Raw genomic sequence first — 17,490 nt, 5'->3', positions numbered from 1 at the left:
TCATAATTTTAATATGAAAAAGTAGAATGAATAGTATGGATATATACATTTGGGGCACTAACCTTAGGGAGGGGGTTATGTGGGATACTGTACGAAATGTGGAAATGAAACGAACGAGGGCAACAAGTTTTGCGGGCAGTGCGGGGAGAGTCTTAGCTATAAAACGGTAGGGGGAAGTTTTCCGAATAGCAGTTCTAATAGTAGTATAGAAATTTTTTCTTTAGTCGGTTTCATCACTGGATTAATATCTTGGTTTATAAACTTATGGGGGCTTATTGGTAGTGTAGCTATCGTATTTTCTATATTGGGTTTAAACAAAAAAGTGACGGGTACGAGTAAAACATTTGCTATTGTTGGAGTGATTTCTGGAATAATTAATGTGTTGTATGCTGTTACGTTATTTATTTAAATTTGATGAACAAAAAGGTATAAAAAAGTCCCCTGTGCATAAAGCATTCAGAGGAATTTTTATTTGATAGCTATTAAGAAACAATAAAACTAATTACTGTTAGGAATAAAGCGAAGCCTAAAATAGTTCCACATATTTTCATATGGCGCTTACGTCCCATAACAACAATTGCGACATATTCACGAATCATTGCGTTAGGCCAGTAATAAAATGCAGTTTTTGATCCGATTCCTTGGCTATTAAGGCCAGCTTGTCTTGCATATATACCAGCGCGGAAAAGATGGAAATTATTCGTTGTAAAAATACTTCTATACTTACCTTCTGTTTTTAAAGAATCCATAATTTCTTTAGAGAACAACATATTTTGATATGTGTTTACAGAGCGATTTTCTTGCACTGTATGTTCAAGAGGAATTCCTTTTTCAACAGCATAATTTTGCATCGCTTCCGCTTCTGGAAGGCCTTCATCTGGACCTTGACCACCAGAGAAAATAATTGTTGGTGGTGTATTCACAGCTGCTTGTTTCCAATAAAAGTCGATAGCTTTATTAATACGACTTGCAAGTAAAGGTGGTACTTTATCATTAATTAAGCCGCTACCGAGAACGATGATGAAATCTTGATTACGTCTTGGTCTGTTGAATTGATATAAAAAATATGCGCTTAAGAAGTTAGATAAATGCACAAAGAAATACATAGTTATAAGAGAGATAGCAGCAAAGATAAATTGAAAATGCTCTGAGAATAAATTTGCTGGATTTATGATAGGGAGCATTATAAAGAATAAAATCCCTAAAGCAGCAATTAAAGTTAAAGAGTTTGTGAAGCGTCTTCCTTCACGTTGCATTAAAATTTTTGCATTAAGAAAGAGTCCGAACATTAAAGCGACTATAGCAAAAGGAATCATTACAAGTAGTGCTAACATGGGGATGATAACGATAAAATGTAAATCGTTATTACCAGACTCAAATGAGGCTATAGCGCAAAATAATAGAAATGAACAGATAAAGGCATTAAATAAAAAGCCGTTTATTATTTTCCGCGGATCTTTTAAATACGAGATAAGAAAAATAATAAACAATATAAGAGGAATAATTCCAAAATACAGCATAAATATAGTACACCTCAACTTGTATAAGAATTTGACATACCTTTTATATTACATGATTATATAAGTAAAAATGAAAGAAAAAGGATTTTGAATTTTCTCAATAAAATATATGGATACATATGTTACAATATATTCAAAGCGATATATTAAAAGTAAAATGGTTGAAGAGGCACTCAGTAGAGTGCTTTTTCTTTTTGTATGTAATTGTGCATATTATATTTTTTTTCAAATGAAGAGGATTACAATATAAGTTGTAGACAGACTTTATAAAGCAGAATTTAATACAAACATTTCCCTCTACTTTTTGTATCTAACAATCGTATAACAATAAATAATTCTGTTTTATAGTGTCTGTTTTTGAAAGGTGGCTTCTTTGAAGGCACTTTTTTTTTATTAGTATAGATAGTTTTCACTGTTAGCATAGTGTAAACTATCTATACTAAACATTAGCAATCTTCCGTATAAATATTATCAATTTACTATATATTCCAGTGGTGTTAACCTACATATGAAAGGCTTTCTTTTTCAAAATATTACCCCTAATAAAATTTTGAAGAAGTCAACTGTCTCCAAACTTGTCTTTATGCTTAAGGAAAAAGCACTCAATTTGAGTGCTTTTTCTTATTAAAACATGCTATTTTTCTAGGCGATTTTCATAAAATAAAAGTAAAGAAATGAAAGTGGGTGACAAAATGCCAGCAGTTGTGGAAGGTGTTATTATTGAAAACTGCAATGGAACAATTAATGTAGGTGATAAATATAACGTACAGCCGATTGAAAAGACGAAAGCTTACAATGGATCGGGATCATCAAATACAGGAATGAAAGTACAAACGTTTAGCGGAATTAGTACAGCTGATGTATGGGATAATGATGTGAATGATCAGGGGATACAGTTTACTTTATAGCACAATATGTAAAATTGCATAAAATGATGAAGTTGCCCTATGATACAATCTAGCTGTGAGCTGTTAATGATTCTTCTGTATTATAGTTGTTAGATTAGAAATATAACATCTTATTAAAAATCATACGTATAAAAAAGACACTTCAACCGAAGTGTCTTTTTTTATTTTAGTGATACCCTTTAGCAGAGTCTTTATGAATTTTATTTTTAAAGATACTGTAGCTCCAAAGCTGATATCCAATAACGATTGGTACCATGACCATTGCAACGAAGAACATAATCTTTAAGTTTAATTGACTACCAGCTGCGTTGTATAACGTTGTACTGTATGCATCGTTAATACGAGATGGTAACATTCTTGGGAACATACCTGCAAAGCCAGTTGTCATAAACATTGCGATTGTTAGGCAAACGAATGTGAATGCAAGGCCAATTTTATGTTTGTACACCATAATAAGTGCGAGTACACTCATTAACATTGCAAGTACTGGAAGAATGAATAGTACCGGATATTCCGTAAAGTTTTGGAACAAGTTTGTCCGATTAGCAGTTGCTACATAGAAGATAGCTAAAATAATAGCTGCTGCCATTGAAAACGGTCTCGCGATTTTATAAGCACGGTCGGATACTTCACCAGTCGTTTTAATCATGACCCAAAGGGCACCGGATACGACAAATATAGCAGTGAAGAACAATCCTCCTAAAATACCGTAATGGTTTAATAAGCTAAGTAAATTTCCTTCATAACCATTTTTTCCGATTTGTAGTCCGTAATAAAGATTAGCGAACGTAACACCGAATAGGAAAGCAATTAAAAAACTCCCAATTGCAAATGCCCATTTACAAGTTTTTTGCCAAATCGGTGAATCATCTTTATGCATGAATTCCAGCCCAGCGGCACGAGCAAATAGTGCAAGTAATACTAAGAATAACGGTGTATAGAGATAACTAAACATATTTGCATATGTGACTGGGAAGGCAGCAAATGTTGCGCCACCAGCTGTAATTAACCATACTTCATTACCGCCCCAGAATGGACCAATTGCTTCTTGTAATTGATTTCGTTCTTGTCGATCTTTCGTAACGAAAGGGAAAATCATTCCGTTACCAAGTGCATACCCATCAAGAATGAAGTAAACTGTCCAAATCACGCCCCATAAACCAAACCAGATGATTGCAAGCATATCATGAGACATGAGCCACACCTCCCTCAGTAGCAGGTTCTTCTAATGCTGCAGGTCCTTTTTTCGCGAACTTCAGCATTAAGTATACGTCTGCAATTAAAAGTAAAGTGTAGAACAAAATTAAACTAATTAATGAGAACCAAATTTGTGGAACTGATATAGGCGATACAGATTCTGCTGTACGCATTAGTTTATATACTGTCCATGGTTGACGACCTACTTCAGCGACAATCCATCCTGCGTTAATCGCGATATAAGGAAGTAAGACAGACCATATTGTAATTTTTAAATAACGTTTTGAGTTTTCTAGTTTTCCTTTTCGGTTTAAATAGAAGCCGTACCAAGTTAATGCCATAAAGAACATACCAAGTGCAACCATTAAGCGGAAGCTATAATACACGAGGTTAACATTTGGACGTTCATCTTTCGGAATATCTTTTAAACCAACAATTTCGCCATCAAATGAGTTTGTATAGAAGAAGCTTCCGAGTTTTGGAATCGTAAGGAATTCAAAGTTCTTCTCATTTTTTACATCAGGAATTTGAACAATTGAGAAGCCTTGTCCTTTTCCAGTTTCCCAAACTGCTTCCATCGCAGCTCCTTTTGCTGGTTGATATTTAGCTGCTGATACACCAGATTGATGTCCCATAAACGGTGTAATTGTTGCGGCGAATAAACCTAGCATTAAACCAAACTTAAATGATTTTTTGAAGAATTCCACTTCGTTTTTACGTAATAAGTGATAGGCACTAATTGCCATAACGAAGAAAGCACCTACGATATAACAACCAATGACAGTATGGAAGAACATATTCCAAGCATATGGATTTGTAACGAGTGCCCAGAAGTCATTTAATTCAGCGCGGCCGTTACGTACTACGTAGCCAACAGGGTTTTGCATAAAGCCGTTTGCTGTAATAATCCAAAGTGCGGAAATATTTGTTCCAAGTGCAACCATCCACATACAGAAGGCACGGAACTTTGGTGAAATTTTGTCTTTACCGAATAACCATATTCCCATGAAAGTAGATTCTAAGAAGAAGGCAACAAGTGCTTCAATTGCGAGAGGTGATCCGAAAATATCTCCCATATATTTGGAGTACTCAGACCAGTTTGTTCCAAATTGGAATTCCATCGTAATCCCGGTTATAATCCCCATTACGAAGTTAATTGTAAATAATTTACCCCAGAAATTTGCCATTTTACGGTATGTTGGATTCAATGTGCGGGCGTATTGAGTTTCCATACATGCTACTAAAATGACAAGTCCGATTGTCAAAGGTACAAATAAAAAGTGATAAAAAATAGTAATTGCAAATTGAAAACGACTCAGTAACAGAACGTCGGACATAATGAATATTCACTCCTTTTTTACATTATCTACAATCAGTTTATAGTGAAAATACGTTTGAAATAGAGGGGACTTGTTACAAAGGTGTGTGTATATTTTGAAAGAATTATGTCGATTATCTGAAAATATCCTATTTTTACTATAAAGCGATATCCTTTTTGAGTTTTTCATATTTTGGTACACTATATAAGTAATGTAAATGAGAGAAAAGAGGGTTTTTTACTATGAAGTCATTAGAAGAGATTTTACAATACAATGAAAAATTTGTTGAAGAGAAAAGATACGAAGAGTATGAAACGGGAAAATTCCCGAATAAAAAAATGGTAATTATCTCTTGTATGGATACTCGTCTTGTTGAATTATTACCAAAAGCAATGAATATGCGTAACGGTGATGTGAAAATTATTAAAGTAGCAGGAGCTGTTATCTCACATCCATTCGGAAGTATTATGCGTAGTATTTTAGTTGCTGTATATGAACTTGGTGCTGATGAAGTTTGTGTAGTTGGTCACCACGATTGCGGTATGGCAAAAATTCAGGCAAGCAGTACAATTGAGAAGATGAAAGAGCGCGGTATAACAAATGAGAAATTAGATACACTCCGTTATTCTGGAATCGATTTAGAAAGATTCTTACAAGGGTTCTCTAGTGTAGAAGAAAGTGTAGAACATAGTGTATCAATACTTCGCAACCATCCATTACTTCCAGAAGAAGTACCTGTTCACGGTCTTGTTATAGATCCTGATACAGGAAAATTAGATTTAGTTGTGAATGGTTACGACAATTAAGAATTTACTTTGTCATCCTTTTTATCTGGGACAGGATCAAATCCTCCCGGGTGGAAAGGGTGACATTTTAATATACGCTTACAAGTAAGCCAAAAACCTTTGAGTGCACCATGTTTTTGAAACGCCTCTAATCCGTAATGAGAACAAGTTGGATAAAAGCGGCATGTTGGTGGTGTCATCGGAGAAATGAACTTTTGATAAAAGCGTATAATCCCAATAAAAATCTGTTTCATAATGGTCTCCTTTTCAGCATACTCTTAAAGTATTATAGCACGACTGTACATAATACTTTACTAATGTGAATTTCCGTTATATCATATTGGATATAACGGAATTAAATTAAAAGCGGGAGAGATGTTGTATGCCATCAGTAGAAAGCTTTGAATTAGATCATACGATTGTAAAGGCACCTTATGTAAGACATTGCGGAGTTCACAATGTAGGTAGTGACGGTATTGTAAATAAATTTGATATTCGTTTCTGCCAACCGAATAAACAAGCAATGAAACCAGATGTTATTCATACGTTAGAGCATTTATTAGCATTTAATTTACGTAAATATATTGATCGTTATCCGCATTTTGATATTATCGATATTTCACCGATGGGCTGCCAAACAGGATATTATCTTGTAGTGAGCGGAACACCGACAGTTCGAGAAATCATTGATTTATTAGAACTAACATTAAAAGATGCGGTTCAAATTACAGAAATTCCGGCTGCAAATGAAACGCAATGTGGTCAAGCGAAGCTTCATGACTTAGAAGGAGCACAACGCTTAATGAACTTCTGGCTAAGCCAAGATAAAGATGAACTTGAGAAAGTGTTTGGATAAAGAAAAACTGCCTGTTAAAGGGCAGTTTTTTATTTGTAAAACAGGAGTTTTTTGTGTGAATGGAGTATTGACTTTAACGTATACGTCAAAGTTTATAGTGAAGATAAATAAGGCGTGAGGAGGAAACGATGGATAAGTATAGCATTGGTGAAATTTCAAAAGAAACGAATGTAACGACGAGAACACTTAGATATTATGAGGAAATTGGATTATTAAAACCGTCGTACGTTGCTGAGTCAGGATATCGTTACTATTCAAAAGATGATGTAATTACATTGCAACAAATAACAACGTTTAAAAAGCTTGGTTTTAAGCTTTCGGAAATAAAAAAAGTGTTAAAAGAGGAAAAGGGGAATTCAGAAGAAAGATGGAAAAGTGCAATTCAAAATGAAATTCAAACAATACAAGCGGAAGTAAAAAGATTAAAGGACTTAGAAAAACTATTATATACAGCATTTCATTCCATTGAATTAACAGGAGAGCTTAAAACAGAAGATTTAATGTTATTCATAAAATCAGTACAGGGAATTGAGCAGAGAGAAAATTTCCGACAAAAATATTTTACGGAGGAAGAACAGAAGGTTATAGAGGATTTACCAACACTTGAAGAAAACGATGAAAGAACAAAAGAATGGTTACAAGTATTAAGAGAAATTCGTCAGCGTATAAATGAACCAGTAGATTCACCGGAAATTCAAATGTTAGCGGAAAGGGTAGTGGCTTTTTCAATGCACGTATTTCATGAAGATGAACAATTAATAAATAAGTATTGGGATTTAATTAAACCTGAAGAGGGAGAGATTGCAAGAGTATACGGACTTGATTTAGAAACGATGAATTATATAGAAAAGATGATAGATTGTTATTTAAAAAAGGAGGAGGGTAAATGACTGGCGCGGGAAAAGAGAAGCTATATGGAATTAAGCATGCGCGGATGGAGAGGCAATATTTTTATAAGCATCTGGGGATTTTCATTTTTGCACAGATTCTATTTATTTTTATAGTAGGGCTTGTACCAGCTCAAGAGTTGCCAAGCGGTTCCTATTTCCTTCATATGAAAGAGTGGATTTTAAATAAACAAATTGGATTTTATAAAAATGAAACGATTAATACGATTACAAGTGTCTGGACATCAGTGCTTATTATTCATTTTATATGGGCGATGTCTTACATTCTTTTTCCGAAAAAGAAGCGTAATTCTTCGAAACAAGAAACAAGAGAAGAGATAAAAGAAGAAGTGAAAAAGAAAAAGGAGATTAGCATAAATAGGGCGTGGATGTATTTAGTATTTGGGGGCTTAATTGAAATATATTGGGCGACAGGATTAAAAACAAATTCAATGAGTATTTTGACACTCATTGCAATTTTAGTGAGCTTTCAACTACTAATTGAAGCAACTAAAAAAATTCCAATTGGTACGGCATATGCAGTATTTACTGGAATTGGTACAGTTGGAACGATATTGGTAGATATTTTATATTTCAAAGAACCATTTTCGCTCATCAAAATTTTCCTCGTTTGCTTATTGGCACTATTTATTATCGGATTGAAATTTAGTGGGAATAAGGAAGAGGTGAAATAAAGTGGCATGGATCTATTTAATTATAGCTGGGCTCTTTGAAATTGTCGGTGTAATTGGGATAAAGAAAGTAGCAAAAAATAATAGTTGGACGAATAATATTATTTTAATAGGTGGTTTTATTATTAGTTTTCAATTTTTAACGATGGCGCTTCAAGAAATTCAGTTATCGATCGCATATGCAGTTTGGACTGGAATCGGAACGCTCGGGGCAGCAGTTGTCGGTATTTTATTTTTTCAAGAACCTAAAAACGCTTTTCGAATTATTTGTATTGTTGGGATTATGGGGACGATTATTGGATTGAAAGTAGTGAGTTAAAGAAGAGCACACAAGCTCTTCTTTTTTATGGAAGTATGTCAGAAATCCCAACGAAGAAAGTGATTATCCCAACTATAAAACAAAAGATAGCTTTCGATTTTTGCTTTTGTTGTATTTCAGCAACTCCCGAAAGAATAAATGTGATGCTTAAAAGGATAAATACATAAGAGAAAAGAATAGAAATTCGTGTAAAAAGACTAAAAAAAGCAAGAATAAAAGCAATAGCAGATAGTAAGATTCGAAGGTTTGTTAGCATAGTATCCTCCAATTTATTAACTGTTTAAAAAATCCAAATTAGTGAGAGGTAATGGTCAGTAGGTGATTGGAAATTACATGTTATCTTTAGTGAAAGTAGTTCGATATTACAATGAAGAGCATAAGACTAGAAACGAAAAAATGCGAGATACCCATTGATTTTCTTCCGGATTTCAGTTCATTAATTCCTAGAAGAATAAAGAAACAACTGAGAGCAAATTGCATGTATGGGAGAAGTGTGAAGTTGTCGGTAGCAAGAGAATAAGTGCAAAGAGAGAGTGTGAGAAGCATGAAAAAATAGCGTAATCCAGTTAGCATTGTATACCTCCTTTAAAGGGACTATTTATCGAAATATTTCTGAGAAGCCAAGAAATAAAGCACCAGCTCCTGCTAACAGAGCAAGTATACTACCACCTTTTTGCTGCTTTAAGATTTCCTCTATACTAATAACGAAAGCCATCATCCCTAAAAAGATGAACATATAAGGCATAATTTCTCTATTACTAGTAAAGAAACTATAGATTGCTATACATAAAGCAATAAGTGATAAAGTAATCCGTACTCCTTTTAGCATGCATGTACCTCCTTTTATTTTATATAGCTAATGATGAGAACAATCCAAATGAAAGCACCGGAAATAATACAAATAAGCCCAGTTGCTGCCTCCTTTTTCTTTATTTGTTCAAATGCGATGAGAAACATTAAAGCCCCTAATAGAAATTGTGAAAGAGGTAGAAAATTATTTTGACCTGTATATAATCCAATTGCCGACATAACGAACACAGTGAGTGCGATTGTGATGCGGAGTATACGAAGCATATTAGGAATTCTCCTTATTCTTTTTTGTATAAGGATTATCTTCTAGTTTATCGACGTAATGTTTATAAGCATAGCCTTTATTAATTGTCATGATGGAGAGTACGAGGATGATTAGGACGATGATAATACCGATAATTAATATTTTGAACATAAAACCCCTCCTTTTCTTTATTTTACATAATTTTGTAATTGATGAAAACAATAGAAAATAAAAGGATGAAAGAAGGGTGTTACATGGAAACGAAAAAAACATATTATATATCAATAGGAAATGGTCAAATTTCACAAGTGAAGACGGCGGATACGTATAATTTTGAAATTTATGCAAATGATGAGGAAATTACGGAATTAAGAGAGCACTTCGATCAAGCATATGTAGAAGATTTAGGTTCATTTGTACGCTCCCACGTTCCATTTGTTGAGTATCATCACGATTCAAATAATGACCGATATGATGAACAACTACAAAAAGCATATAAAATGATTTACGATTTAGGAAATCATGAGACGAAAGAATTAGTCGCGCAAATGGGAATAATCAATGGATTGTAATTGGATAATATTATGCAGAAAAGCGAGAATATGCTACAATTTGTGGTAGGAAAAACTTGTAACCATCAATAGGGGAGTAATGGCATGTACAAATTTAAAGATTATTACCACAACACTGTACAATTATCGTTTGAACGTTATCCATTTTCTCCTGAGCCAAAGCATGTTTGGGTTGTATGCCGGTACGGGGATCAATGGTTATTAACACATCATTTACGTCGTGGTCTTGAATTTCCAGGTGGTAAAGTAGAACTAGGGGAAACACCGGAAGAAGCGGCAGTTCGAGAGGTTCATGAAGAAACTGGCGGCATAGTTTCTGATTTAACTTACTTAGGACAATATAAAGTATCTGGAAAAGACAAAATAATCATTAAAAACATTTATTTTGCAACAATTAGTGCGGTAGAAGAACATACGCATTACGAAGAAACGAAAGGGTCTGTTTTATTAAAAGACATTCCTGACAACATTAAAACGAACAGAAAATTTAGCTTTATAATGCGCGATGACGTATTAGCGCGTACGATGAAACATATAGAAGAAATCGGCTGTTTTACGAAGTAAAGTAGCCGGTTTCTTTTTTTGTATGTAATAATAAATGTAAATATATCTTTATGTTATTTTTGGGTATATTATACAATTTTGCGAAGATATACTTACATTTTAGGAGGGGGAAGATGGATAAAAGAAAAGAAACGACTGTTACTGTTTCGATGGTTAAATTAAACTTTTCTTTATTTTTTATAATAATTGCTTTGTCGTTTGGAATAGGTTATTTGCATATATTTCTTTCAGGTGGGGTCCAAGTTGAAGTTACATTATTAACGATGTTTCTGTTTATTATTGCAATGATTGTTCTCGTCTGTATTCATGAAGCGATACATTTAATAGGATTTCGCTATATCGGAGGTATTCCGTGGAGTGAACTAAAATGGGGCGTTAATTGGAAATTAGGTGTTGCATATGCTCATTCTAAACAGGCGGTTACAGTAAAGCAAATGAAGAAAGTGTTAATGCTTCCGTTTTTACCAACTGGAATTTTGCCAATTGTATTGGGATTAGCTATGAATCTGGAGCCACTCTCATTTTTAGGAATTCTACTAACAGCAGGTTGTATCGGTGACATTGCCTTATATCAAAAAGTTTCAAAGTTTCCAGATGATGCGCTAGTAAAAGATCATCCGAGTAAACCACAGTTTACAGTATATGAATAAAGAAAGAGGAGGCGTTTTTGAGCAACGGCCTCCTCTTATTATGGTCACTTTTTGTTGGTAAATCGCTGATATAATTTATTTGCTATTATTGTATTTTTATCTCTACCTCTAAAAATGAAAGAACCTCTAATAAATCATCTACGATACGTGAATGCTTAAAATCACCCCAAAATGAATCTTTTTTCCAAACACCAAGAATCCCTACTTGTTCAGAACCAAGCACATCGTTTTCTGGATGATCTCCAACATAAAGACATTCTTCTGCCTTAACATCTAGTCTTTGCAAAGCACGTTCGAAAATTTCAGGGTGAGGTTTTTTAATTCCTTCAGTTTCTGAAACGAGAATGGTGTTTGTATACGTATGTATATGTAGTGCTCGAAGGTTGCTCATCTGAAATTCAGTAAAACCATTTGTGATAATACCAATTTTAATGTTTCGCTGTTTTAACTGTTGAAGTAGTTCATGCGTGTTTTTGAAAGAAATACAATGATGTTGGAAGTTTGTAATATAGTCGTGTAGCAGTTGCTCTTGCGTTAAAGTAGTAATGTTGTATTCGGAAAGGAGAGTAGCATACACTTTACCCTTCCACGTATAGCCATTATTATCAAGTTCAAGAAATCGAGAACAATACTCGGATTTTTCTATGCCCATCAAATGTGAGGCGAAGCGATTATATTGGTCACAAATAAATTGTTCTAAAGATTGGCGCCGATCTAATAGTGTGCCATCTAAGTCGAATAAGATTGCACGAATCATGGGAAACCTCCTTGCAGTTTTTATAATTAATTATCGCATAATCACAAAAAAATGATTATGATATTTTGTAGAATGGAATAATGGGGGATTGTATGAAGAAACTGTATGGCAAGTTAATGTGTTGTATGATAGCAAGCAGTTTAGTTGCAGGATGCGATAGTGCTATTGAGGTTACGAAAGAAAAAGAAATTTGTAAAACAGAAGAAGAGTGCACGCAAATAGGAGATAAAACATTACAAAAAGTATATAAAAAGATAGAGGGACTTTCAGAACTTGAAAAAGTAGAGGATTATGACATAGAAGAGTATGAAAGTATGAATATGAAAGAGGCGGAACAGAAAAAAGAAGAGGATGACAATTATTTCTTTTTAGCTTCTTATTATATCGATGATGATGAAATTGTAGATCCTTATTTTGAGAAATTGGATCGTAAGAGATTGAATAAAGCTTTTGCAGATGACGAAGTAGCAAAAGATGATTTGTTAAGCCAGCGGCAAGATAGAGAGTATCATGAAACTTTATGGGACATGTATCGCACTCTCATTCCAGTGAAATATCGTGAGAATATAACAGGGTTTGATCTAATAACGGATGGTTATGATGGCGTTGTTGCTCATGTCATGCCAAGTATGGATGACCCGAGAGATTGGTTGCTTAGTTTAGATGTGCTCGATTCTGGGGTGAATATAGATGAAGTGATGAAAACATTAATTCATGAAACGGCTCACGTATTAACGATTGGGCATAAACAAGTACCAGTGGATAGGAAATATTTAGAGGCGTTTGATGAAGAGAAAGACATTTCATCATATCGAAATAAATGTAAAACGGTGTTCTTGAAAAATGGATGTGCGAGAAAAACTTCGTATATTAACCAATTTTATAATGAATTTTGGAAACCAATTGAACAAGAGTGGACAGAAAAGCAAGTAGAAGAAAGTGAAGAGGCACAAATTAAATTTTATAAAGAAAAGCATGATGAGTTTGTATCGCTGTATGGAACAACAAATGTAACGGAAGATATCGCAGATACATTTACAGCGTTCATTTTACAAGATTCAAAAAAAGTGAAAGAAGGAACAGAGTTAAAATATAAGAAAATTGCTTTCTTCCATCAGTTCCCTGAGCTTGTAAAAATGAGAGCGGAAGTGCTGTCAGGATTATATGATGTTTCGAAAACGATAGAACAACAAAGTGGAGACTAATGTGAGTTATGCGTTCGATATAGTTTCGTTAAAGTAAAGCGTGAAGAATTTTTAATTCTTTACGTTTTTTCATGTTGATAAAATTGAAAATTCTGTATTTTTATCGAAAAGAAGAAGGAACTGGCGGTATAAAATAGAATTAGTATAAAAATGTCACAATTTAGACACAATTATAATGCGCGTGTTGTAGGGACTATAAGTTTACTCTCGAGGAGGTAATGAAACGTATGAAAACGATTCTTGCTGTTGCTGGTCTCATTTGGGTAATGTCTCACGGTTTTCCGATTTTTGAAGGGGAGCAAATTCGTAGTGCTTTGAATGAAAAGTTTAATGATTATCATGTGATAGATCGAAAAGATAATGTCGTTACAGTACGTGTGAAAGACTGTTTTCATACAGTTACGGTTGCGGATGGAAACATTACAAATGAAACGAAAATGTGTGATAAAAGGTAAAAGAAAGAAGCTGACTATAGCGCACTGTTTTGAGTCAGCTTCTTTTTCTTTTTCCAATTAGAATTTTTTCAAATGCCTCGACAAATACATACATAAGAGTTGCAAGAACACATGTGAGTAGTACGCTAAGTAAGACGAGTGTGAAGTTAAAGACTTGGAATCCGTAGCTAATTAAGTAGCCAAGTCCTTGTTTGGAAACGAGAAGTTCTCCGAAAATAACACCGACCCAGGATAAACCAACGTTTACTTTTAACGTTGAGATAATTGCTGGAAAGGATGCAGGGAGAACGACTTGCTTATAACATTGCCATTTATTTGCGCCAAATGTGTCCATCACTTTTATATAGTTAGAATCGACTTCTTGAAACGCACTGTAAATAACGAGAATGGTAATGATGATGGAAATGATTACTCCCATTGCGATAGAAGATGAAATGTTTGGACCGAAAATAACGATGATGATTGGACCGAGTGCAACTTTTGGCATTGCATTTAGGACGACGAGATAAGGATCAAGTACGCGGGCTAGAAGTGGCATCCACCAAAGAAACGTTGCAATAATAGCACCAAGTACTGTTCCGAGAATGAAGCCTACTCCCGTTTCCAGCAATGTCGTCCATATGTGGACCCAAAGTGAACCGTCGATCCATTTCGTTAAGAAGAGATCCCAAATACTTGAAGGAGAGCTAAAGAGTAAAGGATCAATCCATTCTCTTTTGCTAGATATTTCCCATAGTGCAAAGAAAAGAATAAGTAGTAAAAGTTGTAGAGAGCGAGCAATCCAAGCACGCCTACGTTCTTTCTTTCGAAACTGTTCATGTAGTTGTTTTATATTATCCAAGTCGTTCCAGCTCCTTCCATATATCTTGAAAGAGGGCTGGGAAATCGTAGTGATGGCGTGCTTCTAACGGTGATAAAGAACGGATACTTTCCGGGACGATAAAGGTTTTTGCGATTTTTCCAGGATTCGCTTGCAGTAAATAAATACGATCACTCATCGCGATCGCTTCTTCAATATCGTGAGTAACAAGTAGTGATGTTTTCTTATATTTATTTAGCAAGTTGAAAACGAGTTCTTCTAGTTTTAATTTCGTTTGATAATCGAGTGCGGAGAATGGTTCATCTAGTAATAAAATTTTTGGATCAGTCGCTAATGTTCGAACGAGAGCGGCACGTTGACGCATACCGCCGGATAGTTCACGAGGATATTGTCCTTCTACCCCATGTAGACCGACTTGTTTTAAAAGATTTAAAGTATGTTCTTTCATCTGTTCATCATAAATCTTTCGAATATGAAGTCCAAGCATAATATTTTCTTCAATCGTTTTCCAAGGGAATAAGTAATCTTGTTGCAACATATATCCCATAGATGAAGTTTTCGTTGTAATCGGTTCACCATCTAAAAAGACGATACCGTCAATTGGATCAAGTAGCCCAGCAATGATTGAGAGGAGTGTTGTTTTACCACAACCACTTGGACCGAGTATAGAAATAAATTCGCCTTCTTCCACTTGTAAGCTCATATCTTCGAGAATAAGTTTGGCATTCTCTTTTGCAAAAAAGCAGTGAGAAACGTTACGTATTTGTAAAAAACTCATACACTTCGCCTCTATTTCTTAATAACGCTTTCGGCAATTTTTGTATTGACGAGCGCTTCATGTGGAACTTCTTTTTGTAATTCGCCAGCGTCTTTCATAATAGTTTGGAGCTGTTTCCATTCTTCCGCATCTAGTAGTGGATTTGTCGCATAAGAATGCTGTTTTTTATACCGTTCAATTACTTGTATTGTTATGTCTTTTGAAGTGTCTTTAAATAGCGGAGAAACAGCATCAGCAATCTCTTCTGGGCTATGTGTATCAACCCATTGCTGTGCTTTATAGAGCGCACGTGTGAACTTTTCAGCAGCAGCTTTATCTTTCTTTAAGAAACTTTCTTTTGCCATGAACGTTGTATAAGGAACAGTACCAGATTCATTTCCGAATGAAGCGACGATATAACCTTTACCTTCTTTCTCAAGTATACTTGCAGTCGGTTCAAAGAGCTGCACAAACTCTCCAGTACCAGATGCAAAGGCATTTGCAATATTAGCAAACTCAATATTTTGAATTAAGTTTGTATCTTTATGAGGATCAATGCCATTTTTCTTTAAAACGTATTCCCCAACCATTTGCGGCATGCCGCCTTTACGCTGTCCTAAAAATGTAACACCTTTTACGTCATTCCAATTAAAAGAGTCTAGTTTTTTACGTGAAACTAAAAATGTCCCATCTGTTTGTGTAAGCTGTGCAAAGTTAATGATAGGGTCTTTCGCTCCTTGTTGATGAACGTAAATAGAAGTTTCAGAACCGACGAGAGCAATATCAATTCCGCCAGATAATAGGGCGGTCATCGTTTTATCGCCACCGGCTGTTGTTTGTAGGTCAATATCTAGTCCTTCATCTTTAAAAAATCCTTTTTCAATCCCGACATATAACGGGGCGTAGAAGAGAGAATGGGTAACTTCGCCGACACGAATGTTTTGAGTTTGTTCTTTCGTACCTTCTTTTTTATTACTACAAGCAGCAAAAGTAAAAACAGCTAGTAACATGATGCAAAAAATCGCGATTAATTTTTTCACTATATAACACCTCCTAGAAGTCACTCTACAAGCATGATATGTAGGTAAGTGCCTATATGTGAGTGTAGATAGCAGGAATTTTTTGGATGGTAAAGAAGTACAAATATAAGGGGTGATAAAATGGAGTACGAATACGATGATAGCGTACATTTACATCTTGATTATTTTGGGACAGAATGCGACATGGAATCGATTGCTTATAAGAGGAAGAATGAAGACGTATGGGATGTGTATTTTAATTTTGGAGTATACGGTATTCAGAAAGACGATGTAGAGTTAGGGAGGTTTATGGACGAATATGCTGGTCATTACGTTTTTTCTGTACATGCTCGCGATCTTAGCTGGGAATTTGGAAGTGCCCAGTTTGAAGAGTGGGTTTTGAAAAATCGGATAGTAGAAAAAACGCTACAAAAATAGGAGGAATTTTGTGATTGGATTTCTCATCTTATTATTTATTTTTGTGGCCGGATTTTTTATCATGCAAATGCTTATTTACCGATTTGCCAAGAAAAACATTCATAAATATATGAAAATAAAATGGTTTCATATGTGGCTACATATGAATATGAAAAAAGGTCCGAGATTAGATTTTTTTGATTTTGTAGTTATAGTACTCGTATGTATCGTATGGAAAATATGGCTGCTTCCTTTTATATAATACACATGCTAATCATTTTCTCTTTTATCATAAAATAACGAAAAGAACCTGTCTTGTGGCAGGTTCTTTTCGTTATAGTAATAGTTGTTAAAAACTTGTATTTATACGTAAAGTAGCACTTGTAAAAATGATTTTGGAATATGAATTTTTTCATGTATTCATATCATAAATCTTGTCTTTCTAAGTATAAGTTTTATTTTAATATAATAAAATGAATATATAAGACGAATTTTGACAAAAGAATATATATACTTTTGTTATGCTATGAAAGTTATTAATTTGTAATATATATAGGATGATTTTTTCATGTAAAAAAAAGTATTATTTTCTGTACTTATGGGCTTATATGTAATTGCTTTAAGTGCTTGTAAAAGGTGAGGAAGAAAAAGTAAAAGCAACAACAGATGAGCAAAAAATAGAAGAAGATAAAAAAGTGGCAGAGGAAGAAAAACGTAAGCAAGAAGAACAGCAAAAA

26 protein-coding genes and 1 pseudogene are annotated in these 17,490 nt (G+C 34.4%); 15 read left to right on the top strand and 12 right to left on the bottom strand.

All coding sequences use genetic code 11. The annotated features are described in order from the left end of the window. The first annotated feature begins 79 nt into the window (after positions 1-79). Positions 80-409, top strand: coding sequence for a zinc ribbon domain-containing protein (locus MR160_RS23180; RefSeq protein WP_000540175.1), 330 nt, complete (start codon positions 80-82; stop codon positions 407-409). Between the two features lie 73 nt (positions 410-482). Here MR160_RS23180 and MR160_RS23175 read toward each other — a convergent pair whose 3' ends face one another. Then, complete coding sequence (locus tag MR160_RS23175; RefSeq protein WP_057187512.1) at positions 483-1,517, bottom strand: YdcF family protein; 1,035 nt, start codon at positions 1,515-1,517, stop codon at positions 483-485. 677 nt (positions 1,518-2,194) lie between these two features. Here MR160_RS23175 and MR160_RS23170 point away from each other — a divergent pair. Further along, complete coding sequence (locus MR160_RS23170; protein WP_002005871.1) at positions 2,195-2,428, top strand: spore germination protein; 234 nt, start codon at positions 2,195-2,197, stop codon at positions 2,426-2,428. A 166-nt stretch (positions 2,429-2,594) separates the two neighbouring features. Here MR160_RS23170 and cydB read toward each other — a convergent pair whose 3' ends face one another. Both cydB and cydA read right to left on the bottom strand, forming a co-directional pair. After that, positions 2,595-3,623, bottom strand: a complete 1,029-nt coding sequence (gene cydB, locus MR160_RS23165) for a cytochrome d ubiquinol oxidase subunit II (protein ID WP_000017662.1) — start codon at positions 3,621-3,623, stop codon at positions 2,595-2,597. Next, a complete protein-coding gene (gene cydA, locus MR160_RS23160; protein ID WP_001286166.1) occupies positions 3,613-4,962 on the bottom strand; it encodes a cytochrome ubiquinol oxidase subunit I in 1,350 nt (449 codons plus the stop codon). The genes cydB and cydA overlap by 11 nt, the downstream gene beginning before the upstream one ends. 224 nt (positions 4,963-5,186) lie before the next feature. Between cydA and MR160_RS23155 the strand changes: the two genes are divergently transcribed. Then, the gene (locus MR160_RS23155; RefSeq protein WP_000838173.1) at positions 5,187-5,750 is read left to right on the top strand and encodes a beta-class carbonic anhydrase; all 564 of its coding nucleotides are present in this window, start codon (positions 5,187-5,189) and stop codon (positions 5,748-5,750) included. On the opposite strand, the gene yidD is transcribed toward MR160_RS23155, so the two are convergent. After that, entirely contained in the window at positions 5,747-5,983 is a 237-nt protein-coding gene (yidD, locus tag MR160_RS23150) for a membrane protein insertion efficiency factor YidD (protein ID WP_000809334.1), read from the bottom strand. The genes MR160_RS23155 and yidD overlap by 4 nt on opposite strands. Positions 5,984-6,111: 128 nt before the next feature. Here yidD and luxS point away from each other — a divergent pair, with 128 nt between their 5' ends. The 4 genes from luxS (at position 6,112) to MR160_RS23130 (ending at position 8,483) form a co-directional block, all read left to right on the top strand. Next, complete coding sequence (gene luxS / locus MR160_RS23145; RefSeq protein ID WP_001141371.1) at positions 6,112-6,585, top strand: S-ribosylhomocysteine lyase LuxS; 474 nt, start codon at positions 6,112-6,114, stop codon at positions 6,583-6,585. A gap of 128 nt (positions 6,586-6,713) precedes the next feature. After that, positions 6,714-7,475: a MerR family transcriptional regulator gene (locus MR160_RS23140; RefSeq protein WP_000362242.1), complete on the top strand. Its 762-nt coding sequence runs from the start codon at positions 6,714-6,716 to the stop codon at positions 7,473-7,475. After that, on the top strand, positions 7,472-8,167 hold the full coding sequence (locus tag MR160_RS23135) for a DMT family transporter (protein WP_000145220.1): 696 nt from the start codon (positions 7,472-7,474) through the stop codon (positions 8,165-8,167). The genes MR160_RS23140 and MR160_RS23135 overlap by 4 nt, the downstream gene beginning before the upstream one ends. A gap of 1 nt (position 8,168) precedes the next feature. Further along, complete coding sequence (locus MR160_RS23130; RefSeq protein ID WP_000312334.1) at positions 8,169-8,483, top strand: DMT family transporter; 315 nt, start codon at positions 8,169-8,171, stop codon at positions 8,481-8,483. A gap of 25 nt (positions 8,484-8,508) precedes the next feature. Here MR160_RS23130 and MR160_RS23125 read toward each other — a convergent pair whose 3' ends face one another. From MR160_RS23125 to ytzI, 4 genes are all read right to left on the bottom strand, one after another. Further along, entirely contained in the window at positions 8,509-8,739 is a 231-nt protein-coding gene (locus MR160_RS23125) for a DUF3953 domain-containing protein (RefSeq protein WP_000957185.1), read from the bottom strand. A gap of 342 nt (positions 8,740-9,081) precedes the next feature. Beyond that, positions 9,082-9,312: a DUF3953 domain-containing protein gene (locus MR160_RS23120; RefSeq protein ID WP_000912056.1), complete on the bottom strand. Its 231-nt coding sequence runs from the start codon at positions 9,310-9,312 to the stop codon at positions 9,082-9,084. Positions 9,313-9,326: 14 nt separating this feature from the next. After that, positions 9,327-9,557, bottom strand: a complete 231-nt coding sequence (locus tag MR160_RS23115; RefSeq protein WP_000944462.1) for a DUF3953 domain-containing protein — start codon at positions 9,555-9,557, stop codon at positions 9,327-9,329. Position 9,558: 1 nt separating this feature from the next. Further along, positions 9,559-9,708 (bottom strand): YtzI protein, encoded by a 150-nt coding sequence (gene ytzI / locus MR160_RS23110; protein ID WP_000472793.1) that lies wholly within the window; start codon positions 9,706-9,708, stop codon positions 9,559-9,561. 83 nt (positions 9,709-9,791) lie between these two features. Here ytzI and MR160_RS23105 point away from each other — a divergent pair, with 83 nt between their 5' ends. The 3 genes from MR160_RS23105 to MR160_RS23095 all read left to right on the top strand — a co-directional run bounded on the left by MR160_RS23105 (position 9,792) and on the right by MR160_RS23095 (position 11,323). Next, the gene (locus tag MR160_RS23105) at positions 9,792-10,109 is read left to right on the top strand and encodes a hypothetical protein (RefSeq protein WP_000448411.1); all 318 of its coding nucleotides are present in this window, start codon (positions 9,792-9,794) and stop codon (positions 10,107-10,109) included. An 84-nt stretch (positions 10,110-10,193) separates the two neighbouring features. Then, positions 10,194-10,673, top strand: coding sequence for an antimutator 8-oxo-(dGTP/GTP)ase (gene mutTA / locus MR160_RS23100; RefSeq protein ID WP_000276385.1), 480 nt, complete (start codon positions 10,194-10,196; stop codon positions 10,671-10,673). A 113-nt stretch (positions 10,674-10,786) separates the two neighbouring features. After that, a complete protein-coding gene (locus MR160_RS23095) occupies positions 10,787-11,323 on the top strand; it encodes a DUF3267 domain-containing protein (protein ID WP_000361285.1) in 537 nt (178 codons plus the stop codon). A gap of 85 nt (positions 11,324-11,408) precedes the next feature. Here MR160_RS23095 and MR160_RS23090 read toward each other — a convergent pair whose 3' ends face one another. After that, complete coding sequence (locus MR160_RS23090) at positions 11,409-12,080, bottom strand: HAD family hydrolase (RefSeq protein ID WP_000617247.1); 672 nt, start codon at positions 12,078-12,080, stop codon at positions 11,409-11,411. Positions 12,081-12,172: 92 nt separating this feature from the next. Here MR160_RS23090 and MR160_RS23085 point away from each other — a divergent pair, with 92 nt between their 5' ends. Both MR160_RS23085 and MR160_RS23080 read left to right on the top strand, forming a co-directional pair. Beyond that, the gene (locus MR160_RS23085; protein WP_000737816.1) at positions 12,173-13,285 is read left to right on the top strand and encodes a hypothetical protein; all 1,113 of its coding nucleotides are present in this window, start codon (positions 12,173-12,175) and stop codon (positions 13,283-13,285) included. Positions 13,286-13,512: 227 nt separating this feature from the next. Further along, positions 13,513-13,740 carry a hypothetical protein gene (locus MR160_RS23080; protein WP_000849112.1) on the top strand — a complete coding sequence of 76 codons (228 nt, stop codon included), beginning with the start codon at positions 13,513-13,515 and terminating at the stop codon, positions 13,738-13,740. Between the two features lie 34 nt (positions 13,741-13,774). Here the strand turns inward: MR160_RS23080 and MR160_RS23075 are convergent, their stop codons facing one another. The 3 genes from MR160_RS23075 to MR160_RS23065 are packed head-to-tail and all read right to left on the bottom strand — an operon-like array spanning position 13,775 to position 16,357. After that, positions 13,775-14,581, bottom strand: a complete 807-nt coding sequence (locus tag MR160_RS23075) for an ABC transporter permease (RefSeq protein ID WP_000368777.1) — start codon at positions 14,579-14,581, stop codon at positions 13,775-13,777. Next, on the bottom strand, positions 14,574-15,338 hold the full coding sequence (locus MR160_RS23070) for an ABC transporter ATP-binding protein (RefSeq protein ID WP_000009025.1): 765 nt from the start codon (positions 15,336-15,338) through the stop codon (positions 14,574-14,576). Before MR160_RS23070 ends, MR160_RS23075 begins: the two co-directional genes overlap by 8 nt. An 11-nt stretch (positions 15,339-15,349) precedes the next feature. Next, positions 15,350-16,357: an ABC transporter substrate-binding protein gene (locus MR160_RS23065; protein ID WP_000733138.1), complete on the bottom strand. Its 1,008-nt coding sequence runs from the start codon at positions 16,355-16,357 to the stop codon at positions 15,350-15,352. Positions 16,358-16,477: 120 nt separating this feature from the next. Between MR160_RS23065 and MR160_RS23060 the strand changes: the two genes are divergently transcribed. The 3 genes and pseudogenes from MR160_RS23060 to MR160_RS35370 all read left to right on the top strand — a co-directional run. Beyond that, positions 16,478-16,774, top strand: a complete 297-nt coding sequence (locus MR160_RS23060) for a DUF3986 family protein (RefSeq protein ID WP_000455579.1) — start codon at positions 16,478-16,480, stop codon at positions 16,772-16,774. 10 nt (positions 16,775-16,784) lie between these two features. After that, complete coding sequence (locus tag MR160_RS23055; RefSeq protein WP_000578979.1) at positions 16,785-17,015, top strand: hypothetical protein; 231 nt, start codon at positions 16,785-16,787, stop codon at positions 17,013-17,015. Between the two features lie 336 nt (positions 17,016-17,351). Continuing rightward, positions 17,352-17,490: pseudogene (locus MR160_RS35370) on the top strand (YwbE family protein); the annotation flags it as partial.

The sequence above is a fragment of the Bacillus cereus group sp. BfR-BA-01382 genome (assembly GCF_022663475.1).
Classification (GTDB): domain Bacteria; phylum Bacillota; class Bacilli; order Bacillales; family Bacillaceae_G; genus Bacillus_A; species Bacillus_A thuringiensis_S.
The sequence above is the reverse complement of the archived record's forward strand: the minus strand, read 5'-3'. Positions and strand labels throughout refer to the sequence as shown.